The organism is Reyranella sp. CPCC 100927, from assembly GCF_007859315.1.
In the GTDB taxonomy this organism is placed as follows: Bacteria; Pseudomonadota; Alphaproteobacteria; order Reyranellales; family Reyranellaceae; genus Vineibacter.
The window spans coordinates 98,470-114,000 of the sequence record NZ_VOHA01000008.1 but is presented as its reverse complement, the minus strand read 5'-3'; the positions used below and the strand labels follow the sequence as shown (position 1 = coordinate 114,000).

12 protein-coding genes are annotated in these 15,531 nt (G+C 64.8%); 4 read left to right on the top strand and 8 right to left on the bottom strand.

Annotation, left to right across the window (positions count from 1 at the left end; translation table 11 throughout):
• Together tssF and tssG are read left to right on the top strand one after the other, a co-directional pair.
• On the top strand, positions 1-1,815 hold the full coding sequence (gene tssF, locus FQU96_RS22040; protein ID WP_146543499.1) for a type VI secretion system baseplate subunit TssF: 1,815 nt from the start codon (positions 1-3) through the stop codon (positions 1,813-1,815).
• The gene (gene tssG, locus FQU96_RS22035) at positions 1,779-2,858 is read left to right on the top strand and encodes a type VI secretion system baseplate subunit TssG (RefSeq protein ID WP_146543498.1); all 1,080 of its coding nucleotides are present in this window, start codon (positions 1,779-1,781) and stop codon (positions 2,856-2,858) included. The genes tssF and tssG overlap by 37 nt, the downstream gene beginning before the upstream one ends.
• Positions 2,859-2,862: 4 nt before the next feature.
• Here tssG and tagH read toward each other — a convergent pair whose 3' ends face one another.
• From tagH to FQU96_RS22020, 3 genes are all read right to left on the bottom strand, one after another.
• Positions 2,863-5,076, bottom strand: coding sequence for a type VI secretion system-associated FHA domain protein TagH (tagH, locus tag FQU96_RS22030; protein WP_178130642.1), 2,214 nt, complete (start codon positions 5,074-5,076; stop codon positions 2,863-2,865).
• A 208-nt stretch (positions 5,077-5,284) separates the two neighbouring features.
• A complete protein-coding gene (locus FQU96_RS22025; RefSeq protein WP_146543496.1) occupies positions 5,285-5,884 on the bottom strand; it encodes a hypothetical protein in 600 nt (199 codons plus the stop codon).
• Positions 5,885-5,915: 31 nt separating this feature from the next.
• Positions 5,916-7,763, bottom strand: coding sequence for a type VI secretion system Vgr family protein (locus FQU96_RS22020; protein WP_146543495.1), 1,848 nt, complete (start codon positions 7,761-7,763; stop codon positions 5,916-5,918).
• A gap of 123 nt (positions 7,764-7,886) precedes the next feature.
• On the opposite strand from FQU96_RS22020, the gene FQU96_RS22015 reads away from it, so the two are divergent.
• Entirely contained in the window at positions 7,887-8,567 is a 681-nt protein-coding gene (locus FQU96_RS22015) for a hypothetical protein (protein WP_146543494.1), read from the top strand.
• Positions 8,568-8,633: 66 nt separating this feature from the next.
• Here FQU96_RS22015 and FQU96_RS22010 read toward each other — a convergent pair whose 3' ends face one another.
• The 4 genes from FQU96_RS22010 to FQU96_RS21995 all read right to left on the bottom strand — a co-directional run bounded on the left by FQU96_RS22010 (position 8,634) and on the right by FQU96_RS21995 (position 13,469).
• Entirely contained in the window at positions 8,634-9,119 is a 486-nt protein-coding gene (locus FQU96_RS22010) for a type VI secretion system tube protein Hcp (protein WP_146543493.1), read from the bottom strand.
• A gap of 122 nt (positions 9,120-9,241) precedes the next feature.
• Complete coding sequence (gene tssH, locus FQU96_RS22005) at positions 9,242-11,878, bottom strand: type VI secretion system ATPase TssH (protein ID WP_146543492.1); 2,637 nt, start codon at positions 11,876-11,878, stop codon at positions 9,242-9,244.
• A gap of 325 nt (positions 11,879-12,203) precedes the next feature.
• Positions 12,204-12,596, bottom strand: a complete 393-nt coding sequence (locus FQU96_RS22000) for a response regulator (RefSeq protein ID WP_178130641.1) — start codon at positions 12,594-12,596, stop codon at positions 12,204-12,206.
• 117 nt (positions 12,597-12,713) lie between these two features.
• Positions 12,714-13,469 carry a response regulator gene (locus tag FQU96_RS21995; RefSeq protein ID WP_178130640.1) on the bottom strand — a complete coding sequence of 252 codons (756 nt, stop codon included), beginning with the start codon at positions 13,467-13,469 and terminating at the stop codon, positions 12,714-12,716.
• A 334-nt stretch (positions 13,470-13,803) separates the two neighbouring features.
• On the opposite strand from FQU96_RS21995, the gene FQU96_RS21990 reads away from it, so the two are divergent.
• Positions 13,804-14,580, top strand: a complete 777-nt coding sequence (locus tag FQU96_RS21990; protein ID WP_146543489.1) for a hypothetical protein — start codon at positions 13,804-13,806, stop codon at positions 14,578-14,580.
• A 62-nt stretch (positions 14,581-14,642) separates the two neighbouring features.
• Here FQU96_RS21990 and FQU96_RS21985 read toward each other — a convergent pair whose 3' ends face one another.
• Positions 14,643-15,446, bottom strand: a complete 804-nt coding sequence (locus FQU96_RS21985) for a MarR family winged helix-turn-helix transcriptional regulator (protein ID WP_146543488.1) — start codon at positions 15,444-15,446, stop codon at positions 14,643-14,645.
• Positions 15,447-15,531 lie beyond the last annotated feature (85 nt).

The following is a 15,531-nucleotide window of genomic DNA, read 5'->3' as shown; positions in this document are numbered from 1 at the left end:
ATGGACGATCTGTTTCCTCTGTACAATCGTGAACTCGAATTTCTGCGCCGCGACGCGCAGCGATTTGCCGAAGCCTATCCCAAGGTCGCAGGCCGTCTCAGGCTCGGCCCGGACGTTTCGGCCGATCCTCATGTCGAGCGTCTGATCGAGGCGGTTGCGCTGCTCAATGCACGTGTCCGCCTGAAAATCGAGGATGAATTTCCGGAGCTGACCGAGTCGGTCCTCGGCGCCCTTTTTCCGCACTACCTGCTGCCCGTGCCTCCCATGGGCATTGCGCGCATGGAGCCCACCGCCGAAGCGACGGAGCCGGTGCGCCTGCCCCGGCATGAGGAACTGGAAACCGACCCGGTCGACGGCGAGCGCTGCCGGGTTCGGACCACGCAGAACCTGACCGTCTGGCCCATCGAGGTCGTGAGCACGGCGCTGCAGGGCCGTCCATTCCGGGCTCCCGTCAACCCGAGGGCCACGGGCGCCCTTGGCGTGCTGCATGTGCGATTGCGGTGCATGGGGGCGGGCGCCACGTTCGATCAGCTGCAGCCTGATCCGCTGCGCTTCTTTGTTGCCGCGCCGATGGCGCGGGCGCTGCCGCTGTACGAGCTGATCATGAACCGGCTGGTCAGCATCGCGGTTTCGGAGGGCCCGGACGACATACGACCGGTGTTCCTGACGCCGCGCGCTGTCACCGCCGTTGGTTTCGGGCGCGATGAAGGCATGCTGCCGTACCCGGCCCGATCGTTCGTGGGATACCGCCTGCTCACGGAATACTTTGCCCTGCCGCAGAAGTTCTTGTTCTTCGAGATCAGCGGTGTGGCGGCCCGCTGCCTGGCCGGCGCGGGGCGCGAACTCGACCTGTTCTTTTACCTGAACGACACGGACAAGGAACTGGAACGCGGCATCGTCGCCGGTGACCTGCAGCTCAATTGCGTTCCCGTCATCAACCTGTTCCAGCATCGGGCCGAGCCGGTGCGGCTCGACGGAACGCAGTTCGAGAACCGGGTCATTCCCGATGCCCGACGCCCCGAGGCGCTGGAGATCCATTCCATCGAGCGGGTGACGGCGACGGCATCGGAATCCGGTGAGATCGCCGTCGAGCCTTTCTTCGGCATTCGACATGATGCAGCGCCCGGCAGCCGCTTCTGGCAGGCGAGCCGGCGCGCCAGCGCCATCACCCGCGATCGCGGCACCGAACTCTTCCTGTCGATCTTCAATCGCGAAGCGAATGCCGGTGCGCCGGCGAACTGGGTTCTGTCCGTCGATACGTTGTGCTTCAACCGCGATCTGCTGGCGCGCTTGTCCGGATCGGGTGGTCAGATCCGGCTCGATCTGGTGACGCCGGTATCGGCCATCCGCCGGATCGGCATGATCACACCGTTCACGCCGACCCGCCGGCCGCCGCTGTCGAGTGGACGCCTGTGGCGCCTGCTGTCGCATTTGTCACTCAGTCACCTGTCAATCACCGATGGTGCAGCGGGCGCGGATGCCTTGCGCGAAATACTGCGTCTCTACGACTGGGGTGACCGGGAAGAGTCGCGTGGCCTGATCGGCGGCATCACCTCGATCGAAAGCCGCCGGGCGCTGGCCCGGGTTCCGACGGGCGTGTCCACCGCGATCGCCCATGGGCTGGATCTCGATCTGGTTCTCGCCCCCGAGAGCTATTCGCCGGGCACCGCCTACTTGCTCGCCAGCGTGCTCGAGCGCTTCTTTGGCCTCTACGCCGCCATCAACGCCTTTACCCGGCTGTCGGTCCGGCTTACCGGTCGCACAGGGAAACTTGCAACATGGCCGCCGCGGACAGGCGAGAAGACACTCCTCTGATCGAGCACCTGCGGACTGAACCGCAGGCCTTCGACCCGCTGCAGGCGCTTCTGATCCTGGAGCGGCATGCCGCGCGCGAGGAAGCGGCCGAGCGGGCTGGGCGCTCGGCACCGGTAGGCCGCGATGCCCATCCGAAGCAGGAAGTCGTTCGCTTCGTATCCGAGACGGCGCTGGCCTTTCCACCGTCGGATCTGACGTTCTACCGCGAGGAGCCGGAAACGGAAGCCAAGTTGGGCGTGACCTTCATCGGCCTCCATGGGCCGTCGGGCGTGATGCCGCAAGCCTACAGCGAGCTGATCCAGGCGCGCATCCGCGACAAGGATACGTCGCTGGCGGCATTCTTCGATCTCTTCCTGCACCGCGCCGCCAGCTTCTTCATGCGGGCGTGGACCAAGTACCGCCTGACGGCGCAGACGCCACCGGATGAAACGGCCCGCGACATCCTGCCTGCCGAGGCCGGTATCACCGGGTTGATCGATGCTTTGATCGGCTTCGGTACCGAGGGTCTCAAAGGGCGCCTGTCGGTTCCGCACGCGGCCTTGCGGTTCTACGCCGGGGCCCTTGCCGGCAATCCGCGCTCCGCCGTCGTTCTGGAAGCGGTCCTGTCGGATTACTTCGCCGAGCCGATCCGCGTCGAGACGTTCACGCCGCACTGGCATCGGCTGCCCGAGAGCGAACGGACCAAGCTGGTGCCGCAAGGATTCTGCCGGCTCGGAGACGAGGCGGTGATCGGTGAACGCATCATGCGTCCCGAAGGCGCCTACAGGGTCGCGTTGGGGCCGCTCTCGTACGAGCGCTTTCGGATGTTTCTGCCCGACCGCTCACCGCTGCGCCACCTCGTGCACTTCGCCCGTCTGTTCGCCGGCGAAGCGCTTTATTTCGATGTCCGTCTGTCGCTGAAGAAGGAAGACGTACCGTCGCTGAAGCTCGGCGACTGGGGCGGTGGCGATGGGCCGCGTCTGGGCTGGAACACCTGGGTCGGCAATCTTCCCGCCGTCGAGGACAAGAACGACACCCTGCTGTCTTGCGATCGCATCGCCTGATGGGCTATCGCGACCCGCCTCGGCGGCCGTTCTCGGATTCGTAGGCCTCGGCGAAGATTTGCCCGAGCCGGCCGGCCAGGGTGTTGCCGATGTCCTGCCGCAGGTCGCCGTAGATCTTGGCATAGCGCTCCCACAGCGCCGCGTCGCGCGCCTGCGGCAACAGGCGGCCGAAGAAGCCGGCCTCTTCGCTCGACGCGATGGCTTCCGGTGCCAGCCGGGCGAAAACCGCATCCATGACGGCGCGGAAGGCGGCCAACATCGCCAACTGGTGTGCTTCGAGATCGCGGCCGGCATCCCACACCGCGGCTTCGCCGCGTTGAAAGCCGGGGCGGACCGATCCCAGCAGCACCAGCATCAATTCACTCTCGTCCATCGAGAACTTGAGCGGGTTGTTCTCGCGCGCACCGACGACGGTTTGCGTGATGCGGAACTCGCCCTTCAGCAGGCGACGGGCTTCCAGCAGCCGTGCCAGCGTGGAAACGATGGCGCGGCTGGAAGATCCCAGCGTGCGCATCGCTTGTACGGCGTCCAGATCCGGGGGGACCTGCTGCAGGCCGGCGCCTTCCATGAAGGCGCGCAACAAGGCATCGCCGCCGGGCGCGGCAGCCGGTTTGGCGGCGCCCGGTGTCGGCGCCGGAGTCGCCGGCCGGGAAGGCGCCGGTGGTGGCGCCGGCTGCTGCCATACGGCGCCGGCGGCCGGTGGCTGGAAGGCCGGGGACGGCGCACCGGCGGGCGTCGAGGGCGTTCCCACCGCCGTGCCGGACTTGGCCGACGGAGGGACGGCCGATGGCGGTGCGCCAGGATGCGCGAAGACATCCTCCATCACCGGCGCGCCACCCATCGGCGCACCGAAAAAGTCGCCGCCCGGCGGCGGCGCGCCCTTCGGCGGTCCTTGATCACTGCCTGTGGGCAGCGGGCCGAAGGATGCCGCCGATGGCAATGCGTCTGGTCGCGGTGGGGGCATACCGCCGGCAGCAGGGGCCGGGCCGGGCGTACCAAACAAGGCGCCGCTCGCGGCGTCGTTTCCCGCCGGCCGGGGGATCGCCGGCTGCGGCGAGACTGGCAACCCGCCGCCGGGTGCGCCGGGCGTTTGCAGGCCGGCGAGCGCCTGCTCGATCGGATCAAACTCCGGCGGTGGCGCGGCGGGTCCCGACGACATCGGCGCCGTATTCCAATCAGATGGCAGCGCGGCGTTGCCGCCGGACCCGCCGATCTCAGGCAGGGCGACCGCGTCGAAACCCAACACGGCCGGCGGCTGCTCACGACCGTAGCCGACAGGGTCGGCATTGCCGAACGGGCTGGCGTCGTTGCCGAAAACCGACGGACCGCCAGGCGCGTTGAAGGGATCAGCCGGCTTCAGGCCGGCATCGGCGCTCGGTGATCCCCCCGACAGGGGATTGCGGATGGCATCCGCCGAACCGAACTGGTCGCCGAAGACCGACCCGCCGCCAACATTGGAGAACGGGTCGTTGACCAGGGCGCCGGCGCTGGGTGCCGGGTTCGGCGCGGGCGATCCCCAGTCGTTCCCGCTGGCGGGCGGCGCGCCGAACGGACTGTCCGATCCGCCGGCAGGAGCGCCGAAGGGGCTCGGTCCGCGGGCCGCCAGCGGATCCACGGGCGAGTCCAGTCCGCCGAACGCGGCAACGGGGGCCTCATGATTGGCCTGAACCCCGACGCCGGGGGCAACCTGGTGGGCGGCAAAATCGCCGAACAGATCGATCGCACGAGGCGCTTCGGCCAGCCGTTCCGGCGGTGGCGGATCGAACGGCGATGGTCCCGATGGCGTCGGCGGCGGCGCACCGAAGTCGGCGCGCGCGAAATCGCCCACACCATACGGATCATTCAGCGGCTGCACCGGCGGCGCCATGGGCATGCCCTGGCGCATGCCGCCGCCCATATCCTCGCAGGGCTCGACGATGATCTCGTAGTCGCCGATCTTGATGATGTCACCGGCGGCGAGGGGGCGTGCGCTGCCGCGGCCGACCAGTTGGCCGTTGTGCAGCGTCCCGTTCGCCGACTCATCGACGACCCGCCAGATGCCGTTCTGCTCCATGACCGTGGCGTGCTTGCGTGAAACGCTCGCTGTCGAGTCGGGCAGCACCCATCCGTTGTCATCACGGCGGCCGATACTCACCGGGCTGCCCGTCAGCAGAAGCGGAGCAGGCGGCGTCTCGGTCAGGGGCGCCTTGTGGACTCGAAGGCGAAGCGGGGCATTCATGCGTGTCTCTTCCGAATCCCGCAGCAATAGGTTCCGTTCCGCGGGCCCGGCGCGACCATAGCACAATGGCGACATGCCCGCGCCATCCCGGCGCGCCGTCTGATCTATCTACCGGCAGTCGCGCTGATAGAAGATCGCGTTCGGCGAGCGGCGCCCGGCGATTGCAGCATGAACACCGAACCCGACGTGATCTTCCGCGTCGGGAATGTTAGCCGGCATTGCCGCGGCCGTTGCCGCCTCGGGCGATGTCCAGGCCTTGATCGAGAAGCTGCCGTTGACGTTTCTCCAAGTCCGCCGGCGGCGAGGAGCCGGTGGCGATCATGATGGCGCCCCAGACGGCACGACCGATCAGATGCTGTGGCGGTGGTACCGCCGGCGACTCGGGTGGCGCCATGCTGCCGCCGCTCCAGAACGCGGCAATGGCAGCCCACGCGGCCGGGCTCTGGTATCCTGTGTCCTGGGCTTTTGCCATGGCTGCGCGCCGGTTCTCTTCCTCGGGCTTGAAAACCCAGGTTTCGGCTGCCGTGAGCGCGGCAATGTCGGGCTCGGGAAGCGTGTTTCCCCACTCGACATAGGCACGTGCCGCCAGGCAGGCCCACCACACGCTCTCCCGCGGACGCAGGCCCTGCGCCAGCCAACGGATGGCGTCGGACATCAACCCCGCCTGGGTCAGCGAACCGATATAGGCCTCGGGGTTGGGTGCACCGGGCACCATGTCCTTCGCCGGGGCGGTCAGTTCGCACAATGCAGCGACGTCACCGACCGTGGTCGTCACCAGCTTTACCAACGGCTGCGCCTGCTCTGCCATCGCCTCCTCCAACCGTGCCGCCCCAACGACCTCAGTTGATGAATATGATACCACCCTTCAGCGTCAACATGCCGGCGGCTTCAATATTGATCATCGGCGCTTCTTCCTTCAGCATCGCCGAACCTTTGATTGTGATCATCACCGACTCCATTTTGATACTGGCCGGATCCATTGTTATTTTCGATGCGCCGCACTCAAGGACGATCTTGGTTCCGGCCTTGATGTGCTGGGTCAGCCCGATGGTGACCTTCTCGTTCATACCGACCTTGCGGGTACGGTTCATCTCGACGAGCTGATCCTGGTCATTGCCGACTTGCGATTTGTCGTTGAAGGCAATCTGGCGCAGCAGATCCTTCGAGGCGTTCAGCCAGATTTGCTCGCTGCCGCCCTTGTCCTCGAACTGGAGGACGTTGGACTTTTCGCCGTACTTGCCCGATCCGTTGGCGCGCGTACGGAAACCGCTCTGAGTCCAGTTCGTGGGCAGGTCCCAGGGATACTTGGCCTTGCCGTTGTGTACCGATCCGATGATCAGGGGATGATCGGGATTGCCGTCCATGAAGGCGACGATGACTTCATCGTTGACCTGGGGGACATACTGGAAGCCGAACTTGGGGCCGGCGAAGGGCTGTGCCACGCGGACCCAGCACGATTCACCGGAACCGCGGCCGCGGCCCTTGGCAACCCAATGGAACATCACCTTGACCCGGCCATGGCCCTCCGGGTCCATCGACCCTTGGGCCGTTGTCACGATGGCCGTTTGCGTGCCGGGGATGATCGGGCGCGGTGTCGAGCGCGGTGGCCGCAGGTTGCTGTTCTTGGGCGCGCAGGTAAAGGTGTTCGAATAGGACGGCGGCGTGGTCTCCGACGTGATTTCCGTCAGGTCCGTGACCATGTGCTGCACGCGGGCGATGACCCACGGCTTGCCGTTTTCGCTGGCAGTATAGTGATCCTGCAGCACGAAGTGGGCGCCGGCCGAGAAGAACACGGACGTGCCGTGGCCCGTCGCGACATTGCTGCCGGACTCGACGGCCTCCATCCGGTGCTTGGCGCGGGTCTGCTGGTCGCCGGTGTCCATATGGCCGCCGGGATAGTCGAAGATCGTCAGCGGCGTCGACACCGGCTTGGGCAGCACCGTACCGGGCTTGGCGCTCGACTGGTCGACTTTCAGATAGCTGAAATCCCCCGTCTCCCACTCCGTCGGCAGGATGCGCTGCTCCACCTCCCAGCCCCTGATGCTGTGGGTCTGGGTATTCTTGTGGCCGATATAGACGTTGGGGCCGCCCTCGATCGGGTAGTACTTGCTGGAGTCGTCGACGATATAGAGGTCGTGTTTGGACTGGCTGTGCTTGTGGAAATAGAACCAGCCTTCCTCTTCCATCAGGCGCGAGACGAAGGCGAAATCGGTTTCCATGTACTGGACGCACGTCTCCCACTTCTTCCCTGGCGAAGAGGGCATCACGGCGGGCGTGACGCCGATCTCGGCCAGGACCTTGGTGACGACGTCCTTCGTGAACATGTTCTGGAAAATGCGGCATTCCTTACGCTGCGTCAGGAGCCACATCTTGGGCGCAAGGTCGAAGCGATAGCGGTAATAGGTTTCGCCCGATACGAAATTGCGCACTGCGCCGTGTTGCGAGTAGTGCGTGATGATGCCGTGCAGCCACCGATAGGAGTCGTCCGGGGGGCCGATTCTAATTCCGGCGGGCTGATTGAGGATCTTCGCCGGTGCGATCACCTCTTCCGGCGATATGGCTTCGATCCGAAAGCGGTAGAGCTCATTGATCGCGTCTTCTCCCGAGAGCCCCTGGAGAATGAGCGTGTCGGGACCGAGGGAAGACTCGATCTGCAGAAACTTCCGATTCTGCGTAAACCTAGCCATAACTGTACCCCTTGTGCGGCACGATCGTTCCGCTGGATCAATGCGGGAGTTTGGGTCGCATCTCCCCAGCGGTCAAGAAAAAACGAACGCTTCCTCACTTTTTGTGCGACAGATGGAACCGCAATGAACGCAACCTGGCTCCGCCGTCAGTTCGCCTGTCTCTTCGTCATGGTGTGCGCCGTTGCCACCGCGCCTGGAGCCGTGAGCCAGACACCGGGAGCAACGACACCGACAACCGGACAAACATCCGCATCGGACGTCCATTCCGGCATCGAAGGTTTCCGGTCGGCGCGGTTCGGCATGAAGGAAGCGCAGGTTCGTGCCGCGATCCGGACCGACTTCGGTCTTGCCGATGCCGCTGTCAAAGCATCGCAACATCCCGTCGAACGAACCCGTGTGCTTGAGATCGTGGCACGTGATCTGATCGAGGGCACAGGGGATGGTCAGATCGCCTACGTGCTGGGGCAACGGTCCAAGGCCCTGATCCAGGTCAACATACTGTGGAACGCCGTCGGCCCCGCCGGAGCGGATATGGTGACCGGCCTTGCCAACGTCTTGCGCAATTACTTCCTGACCGACGACTTGCGTTTCAAGAAGGAAACGATCGCCCGCAACATACCGACATCCGATGGCCGCCTGGTGGTGTTCCGTGGCGCCGACGACAAGCAACGGGTGATCGAACTGATCCTGGCCGTCGCCGGTCCGACCTCGTCGCGTCCCGCTGTTCGCCAACTGCGCCTCAGCTACATCCTCTCGCCCGACAAGCCCGATGCCCATTCTGGTGCCAAAGGTAAATCGCGTTGAATAGGCAACGGCGCGGCTTGGGGGCCGCGCCGTGCTCTTGGATGGTTGAGCCGTAACCCGGGCAGATCAGCCCTTCTCGGCCTTCGCGACGTCGAACTTGGCGGAGTGGGGCGTCGCGTTGCCCTTGCCGTCGCGCTCGATGAACTTGAACTCGATCTTCTGATAGTGGATCGTGATCTGGTCGTGTCCGCCCGAGCGGTGAACGGCCGTCACCATCACGTCTTCCAGAGTCGTCTCACGGCGCAGGCTGCTGGTGCCGTCGCCCGCGGTTTCGATCTCGGAGAAGACCGCCTTGGGGATCGGCTTGCCGGTGGCGCAGGCCGTCATCAGCTTGGGCGTGCCCTTGTCCACCGACTTCATGAAGGTGATCGGCGAGAAGTCCGCCTTGGCACCGCCCGAACCGCCCGAGGCATAACCTGCGCTCATCTGGGCGCCGTGGTTGGCGACCGACCAAGCCACCTCACCGATGACCTGGATCTGCTTCGAAAACTTGGTGTCGGTCGACTCACCTTCGATGCCATCAAGCTTCAGGTATGTTCTGTCTTCAGCCATTTTGTCCTCCTAAAGGGCCCCTCGGCCTCCTCACGCACCGCCCGGTTAGTCCCCCGATCCCGCTGGGCTCCCGGGCAGAGCCGCGTTCTCGTTTCGCCGGAGGACAAGCTCGATATGAGCGATTACTCAATCATATACTCGAACCGTCCTTCCTTGTCTACCCCGACATGGACCTTGTGGATAACTTTTCCATCCGCCAAAGCGCCAAGGAAGCTGCTGGACAGTTCGGGTAGCAGAGTCCGCTGGATGATCTGCTCAATGTTGCGGGCACCGGAGGCAACCTCGGTGCAGCGCGCCGCGATGGTGTCGACCATTTCTTCGGCATAAGTCATTGATGCTTTGTAGTTTTCCGCGACGCGCTTGACGACGCGGCCGAGCTGCAGGCGGACGATCTTCTTGATCGTCTGCTCGTCCAGCGGGTAGTACGGCACGATCGTGATACGGCCGAGGAAGGCCGGCTTGAAGGTCTTCAGCAACTCCGGGTGCAGGGCCTCGTTCAGGGCATCCGGATTGGGCCGGGTGTCGGGGTCGGCACAGAGCTTGGCGATCAAATCGGTGCCGGCGTTGGACGTGAGGATGATCACCGTATTCTTGAAATCGATGTCGCGGCCCTCGCCGTCGCGCAGCATGCCCTTGTCGAACACCTGGTAGAAGACGTCCTGCACGCCGGGGTGGGCCTTCTCGACCTCGTCCAGCAGCACCACGGAGTAGGGGTGCCGGCGCACCGCCTCGGTGAGCACGCCGCCCTCGCCGTAACCGACATAGCCCGGCGGCGAGCCGACCAGCATGGAGACCTTATGCTCCTCCTTGAACTCGCTCATGTTGATGATGGTCAGCGCCTGGTCGCCGCCATACATCTGCTCTGCCAAGGTCAGCGCCGTCTCGGTCTTGCCGGTGCCTGACGTGCCGGCGAGCATGAACACGCCCAGCGGCTTGCGCGGATCCTGCATGCGGGCACGGGCCGTGCGCATGCCCTTGGCGATCAGCTCCAGGGCGTGATCCTGGCCGATCACGCGCTCGGCCATCTTGTCCTTGAGATTGAGGACCGTGCGGATCTGGTCGCCCATCATGCGGCCGACGGGAATGCCGGTCCAGTCGGCGACGATGGCCGCCGCTGCCTGGCCGTCGACCAGCGGCATGACCAGCGGCGTCTCGCCCTGCAGGGCTTTGAGTTCCGACCACTTGGCGTCTAGTGCCGCCTTCTTGGCCGGCCGCTCGTCCTCGTTCAACTCGCCTTCGAGATCGGCGCGCAGCACGGTGACTTCGTCGACCAGCACCTTCTCCTTGGCCCAGCGCTCCTCGAGGCCCTTCAGTTCCTCGCGCAGCTTGGCCGCCTCCAGGTCGCCTTCGGCAATGTCGGTTGCATGGTCGCCGCCGGCTTGCTGTTCGCGGCGCAGGATGTTGAGGCGCACGTCGAGCATCTCGATCTGGCGCCGCGAATCCTCGACCGCGGCCGGCGTCGAGGCCTGTGCCATGGCAACACGGGCGCAGGCCGTGTCGAGCACGCTGATCGCCTTGTCTGGCAGCTGGCGACCGGCGATGTAGCGGTTCGACAGGCGCACCGCTTCCTGCACAGCCTCGTCGAGCACGCGCACCTTGTGATGTTGCTCCATGACGGTGGCGACACCGCGCAGCATCTCGATGCCGTTGCGCTCGTCCGGCTCCTCGACCTTCACGACCTGGAAGCGTCGTGTCAGCGCCGGATCGCGCTCGAAGTATTTCTTGTATTCCGCCCACGTGGTGGCGGCGATGGTACGCAACTCGCCGCGCGCCAGCGCCGGCTTCAGCAGGTTCGCGGCGTCGCCCTGGCCGGCCTGGCCGCCGGCACCGATCATCATGTGGGCTTCGTCGATGAACATGATGATGGGCTGCGGCGAGGCCTTGACGTCCTGCAGCACGCCGTTCAGGCGGTTCTCGAACTCGCCCTTCATGCCGGCGCCGGCCTGCAGCAGGCCGAGGTCGAGCACGCGGATGGCACAGCCCTTGAGCTTGTCGGGCACATCGTCGGCCGCGATCTTCAGCGCCAGGCCGTCGACCACCGATGTCTTGCCGACACCCGCCTCGCCGGTGAGGATCGGGTTGTTCTGCCGGCGGCGCAGCAGGATGTCGATGCACTGGCGGATCTCGGGATCGCGCCCCAGCACGGGATCGAGCTTGCCAGCCTTGGCGCGCGCCGTCAGGTCGGTCGTGTACAGATCAAGCGCGCCGCTGGGGCCCTTGCGGGGCGCCGCGCCGGCAGCGCCGGCACCGGCCTGAACGTCCGATACGGCAGCCGCGGCCTTGGCTTCGCTCGACCCGTCGGTGGCCTGATCGAAATCGCGCGCCAGTGTTTCGACGGGAATCTTGGCGAGTTGCGCCGACGCATTGCGCGCGGCGATCGACATGGTCTCGTCGCTCAGCATGGCGACGAGCAGGTGGCCGGAGCGCACTTCGTGCGCTTGGCGGTTGACCGAGGCGTAGATCCAGCCTTCGCGCGCCAGGCCCACGACCTGCGGCGACAGACCGGGCGGACGGCCGTTGCCGGTCTTGAAGCGTTCGATCGCGCGGTTGAGTTCGCCGGTCAGGCGGCCGAGGTCGGCCTCATAACGCGACAGGATTTTGGCGATGTCGCCGTCCTTGATTTCGATAAGCTTAAGTAACCAATGCTCGATCTCGACGTTGTAGTGCGTGCGCGACATGGTCAGGCCAGCAGCATCTTCGAGGGCCTTGCGACACGGAGCATTGAGCTTGCTGACAAGTGATTTCAGATCGACGGCCATTTTGACATCTCCCCACGGCGTACTATTGGGAACGCGCTTCGCACGGCAGCGTTACCGCCCCGTTGCATCGCACGGCACGCAAGAAACCGAAGCTTCCGACCGACAGTTTTCGTCCCCAGTCGGAAGGATGACCTGATTTTCAGAAAAAGTCGAGGGAATGTTCATTTCTATCGCGCACGAATATCTGGGCATTGCGACAACGACCTTTCTGGCCTGGCGACCACCACCATGGACACGTCCGACAGCGTGACATTCCCTTGGCTGAAGTTGGCCCTTGGCTGAAGTTGGCCCTTGGCTGAAGTTGGTCAGTGACTCTGACCTGCGATCACGGATGAGCAGGCAGTGTGGCGGCGAGAGCCGCCTCGATGGCGGCGGCAAGCTGGGCCCGTCGATAGGGCTTGCTCAACACCGGGAACCGGCCATCGTCCGCGCCTGCGGTGACGTCACGCAGATTCCCGGACGTCAGCAGGATCTTCAGGCCCGGCTGCTGGCGGACAGCCAACTCGGCAAGCGCTGGCCCCGAGAGCGGTCCTGGCATGCGAACGTCGGTGAACAGCAAGTCGATTGGAGACGAGGGATCAGTCAGCACCCGCATCGCCTCCTCGCCGTCGCGGGCCTCGATGACGGTGAACCCCAGGCGACGCAGGTTCTCGGCTGCGACCCGACGGACGGCCTCGTCGTCATCGACAGCCAGTATGACGCGTGTTGGAAGGGTCACCGTAGGGCCTGTTGATGCGTCAATGTCAAACACCAGACGCCATCCGAACGGTTGACGCCTTCGTTGTCGTCAAATCCCGTCGTGCCGCCCGGTATCGAGAGCGTCATCGACTGAGGCTCAAGCGCTTGCGCTTCCGGTCTCGGCGCAGGCTGAGATCTTCTCCAGGCCCTCGGGCGTCAGGAAGACCCAGGATCGGCGCGCGTCGGCCGGGTCCTGCTCCCGGCGGAATAGGCCGGCATCGATCATCTGTGACAGCCGGCGCAGCGCGGTGGCATGTGGCGCGCCCGACGCCAGGCACAGCGCCGATACATGGTAGGGCCGCTGGGTGCAGTGCGCGTCGAACAGCTCGAGCAGCATGATCCAGCCGGGATCGATCTCGTACTGCGCGCCCAGGATCTTCCGTCGCTTGCCAACCGCCTCCAGTTCGCGCAACGCCCAGGCCCGGCGGGCATCGACGTCCTTGCGATTTTCCGGCGGCGTTGTCGCATCGCGTGCCGGTGACCGGACGGTGGCGACCTGCGGCAGCTCGACCAGGGTGCGGATACGGGCGACCAGTTCGGCGATGCGCAGCGGTTTGGCGAAGAAATCGACGGCACCGAGGCGCAAGGCGGAGACCGTCATCGGGACGTTGGCGCGGCCGGACATGAAGACGATGTAAGGCGCTGCCTGCTTGCGGTTGCGCACGGCCTTGGCGAACTCCAAGCCGCTGATCTCCGGCATCGCGACGTCGGTCAGGATCACGCGAATCGAATCGCTGCGCTCGAGCGCGGCGATTGCCGGTGCAGCGCGCATGAACGCACAGCAGGGGATGCGTTCCCGGATGAAAATGTCAGCCAGCGCCTCTGTCGTCGCCCGATCGTCGTCCACGATCATGACGAGCGGCTCTTGCACGCGCGGCGCGGGTCGAAAACCGCCGGTTTCTTCGCTCACTCGAGGTTCGCTGGATGTCGAAGTGTTCATGGCCATCGCTCGACCCAAGCTGGATTTTCGACCGCGTGACCCCTTAGAAAGTTATTCTAAACTTGCATGGACGGTCTCGCCAAGCCAAACGAAAAGCGATTCATTCATTTTGAATATGTCTTCTCGCATTCGGAGTCACCTTAGGCGATACCATGCTGGGCGACCGCATATCAGGTCGCACACGCGACGGCGCTGCGATCAACATCATTGCCGGTTGCGTCGATTGGGCGCGCAGCCAGGATAGGCCATGACGACACGTCGGCAGAACATCGAATCGGAACTGCGTGTCCTTCAGGAGGCTGTTGCCTCGGCTGTACATGAACTCTCGCAGCCGCTGAACGTCGTCAACCTGCTCGCGGACAATGCCCTTGAGGATGTGGCGAACCTGCAAGCGGCGGGTACGGCGGACGCCATCGTCCTGAGCGGGTTGCGGCGGCGTGTTGAATCGATCGTGGAACAGGCAGGAAAAGCGTCCGACATTACGCGATGGGTCCGCGCCTTCGCCGTCAGCCTCGATGAGTCAGCCGCGGAGTTCGATCCGGCGGCCGTTGTTGAGCGGGTCGCTGGGATCTTTGCCAACGACCTGCGCGTTGCCGGTTTCAAACTGATCGTCGATTGCCCCGCCAACACTCAGTCGGTCAGCGGCAATGAGGCGTTGTTTGGCTTCGCACTCACCGAATCCATTCTTTGGCTTAGCCATGCGATGCCGCAGCAGGCATCGGGTGATGCCCTGGATGAGGTCGCGGTTCGGCGGATCCTGGTGCAGTGCCGTGAGGATCGGTCCAGGGACGCTATGATCGTCACGATCAGTGGCGATGTTGAAGCCGCGCACGGCGCCGTTGGCGGTTCGCGCGGGCGGTCGGGCATGCAGCGGGAAGAGGACGTCGCTGCGGCGCTGCCCTTGCTGATGCGCGCCGGACGTGCGCCAGGCTGCAGCGTTGGCGTGTCGAGCTCGGAAAACGGCATTCAGCTTCGTGTCGTGCTGCCGCTCGTCGGCGTGACGTTCAAATCCGAAGCGCTGTAGGTGCAGGCAGGCGGCTCATGCGAATACCCGGCGGATGGCCGGGTATTTGCCGCGTGCGCGCCTCAATGGACGACGCTGACCTGGCTCGCGATCTTGTTGACCAGGTCCGTCGCGCGATCGGTCAGGGCGACCCAGATACGCCGGGCGTCTTTCGGATCGCGCTCCTTCACGACATAGCCATCCGACATCAGGGAGGCGAGACGGCGCAGGGCGCTGGTCTGGGGCACGCCCGACGCCGCGCACAAGGCCGAGACCGGCACTTGCTGGCCGCTGAGCCGGGCATGCATCAGTTCCATCAACATGTTCCAGCCCGGCTCGTCGCTGAAGGTCGTGCCCATGACCCGCTCCCGCGCCATGCGATAGCGTCGCTCCTGAAGCAGCCAGCGCGCCTGCGTGGAGACGGCCACTTCGGTCTTGCCGGTCGATTCGGCCGGGGACGCGGTCGGCAGCAGGCCGCCGGGCGTGGACAGCAGCCTCTCGACCCGCTGAACGATATCGCGGGGTTTCAGCGGCTTAGTCAGGAAGTCCGAGGCGCCCAGGCGCAGTGCCGTCACGGCTGTATCGACCGTCGCTTCGCCGGTCATGAACAACAGGTGCAGCGCGTGATCCGACACGTAGGTCGCTGACAAATCGGCTGCGAAATCCAGGCCCGACATGCCGGGCATGCGGATATCACTGATGAGGACACGAATGCTGTTCCATCTGGCCAGTGCTTCGCGCGCTTCCGCCACGCTTGAAACACCGCAGCTGGGAATGTGATGGCGTGTCAGGAACTCGGCGATTTCCGTACTGCACGCGACTTCATCATCGACGATCAGCGCCACGGGAGAATGGACAGCGGGCTGAAGCGCAGAATGCGCAGACATGTTTCACCTAGAATAAATGGAGGATTTATTTGGTTCGCACTCATGACTATGGCGGGGTTTCACCATATCCAGTGCAAAAGAGCCA

Excerpts from the sequence above, each read along its gene's own strand:
- FQU96_RS21995 (WP_178130640.1), bottom strand. The coding sequence starts at position 13,469 with ATGATCGTGGACGACGATCGGGCGACGACAGAGGCGCTGGCTGACATT.
- FQU96_RS21985 (WP_146543488.1), bottom strand. The coding sequence starts at position 15,446 with ATGTCTGCGCATTCTGCGCTTCAGCCCGCTGTCCATTCTCCCGTGGCG.
- FQU96_RS22010 (WP_146543493.1), bottom strand. The coding sequence starts at position 9,119 with ATGGCTGAAGACAGAACATACCTGAAGCTTGATGGCATCGAAGGTGAG.
- tssH (WP_146543492.1), bottom strand. The coding sequence starts at position 11,878 with ATGGCCGTCGATCTGAAATCACTTGTCAGCAAGCTCAATGCTCCGTGT.
- tagH (WP_178130642.1), bottom strand. The coding sequence starts at position 5,076 with ATGAATGCCCCGCTTCGCCTTCGAGTCCACAAGGCGCCCCTGACCGAG.
- FQU96_RS21990 (WP_146543489.1), top strand. The coding sequence starts at position 13,804 with ATGACGACACGTCGGCAGAACATCGAATCGGAACTGCGTGTCCTTCAG.
- FQU96_RS22020 (WP_146543495.1), bottom strand. The coding sequence starts at position 7,763 with ATGGCTAGGTTTACGCAGAATCGGAAGTTTCTGCAGATCGAGTCTTCC.
- FQU96_RS22025 (WP_146543496.1), bottom strand. The coding sequence starts at position 5,884 with ATGGCAGAGCAGGCGCAGCCGTTGGTAAAGCTGGTGACGACCACGGTC.
- FQU96_RS22015 (WP_146543494.1), top strand. The coding sequence starts at position 7,887 with ATGAACGCAACCTGGCTCCGCCGTCAGTTCGCCTGTCTCTTCGTCATG.
- tssF (WP_146543499.1), top strand. The coding sequence starts at position 1 with ATGGACGATCTGTTTCCTCTGTACAATCGTGAACTCGAATTTCTGCGC.
- tssG (WP_146543498.1), top strand. The coding sequence starts at position 1,779 with ATGGCCGCCGCGGACAGGCGAGAAGACACTCCTCTGATCGAGCACCTG.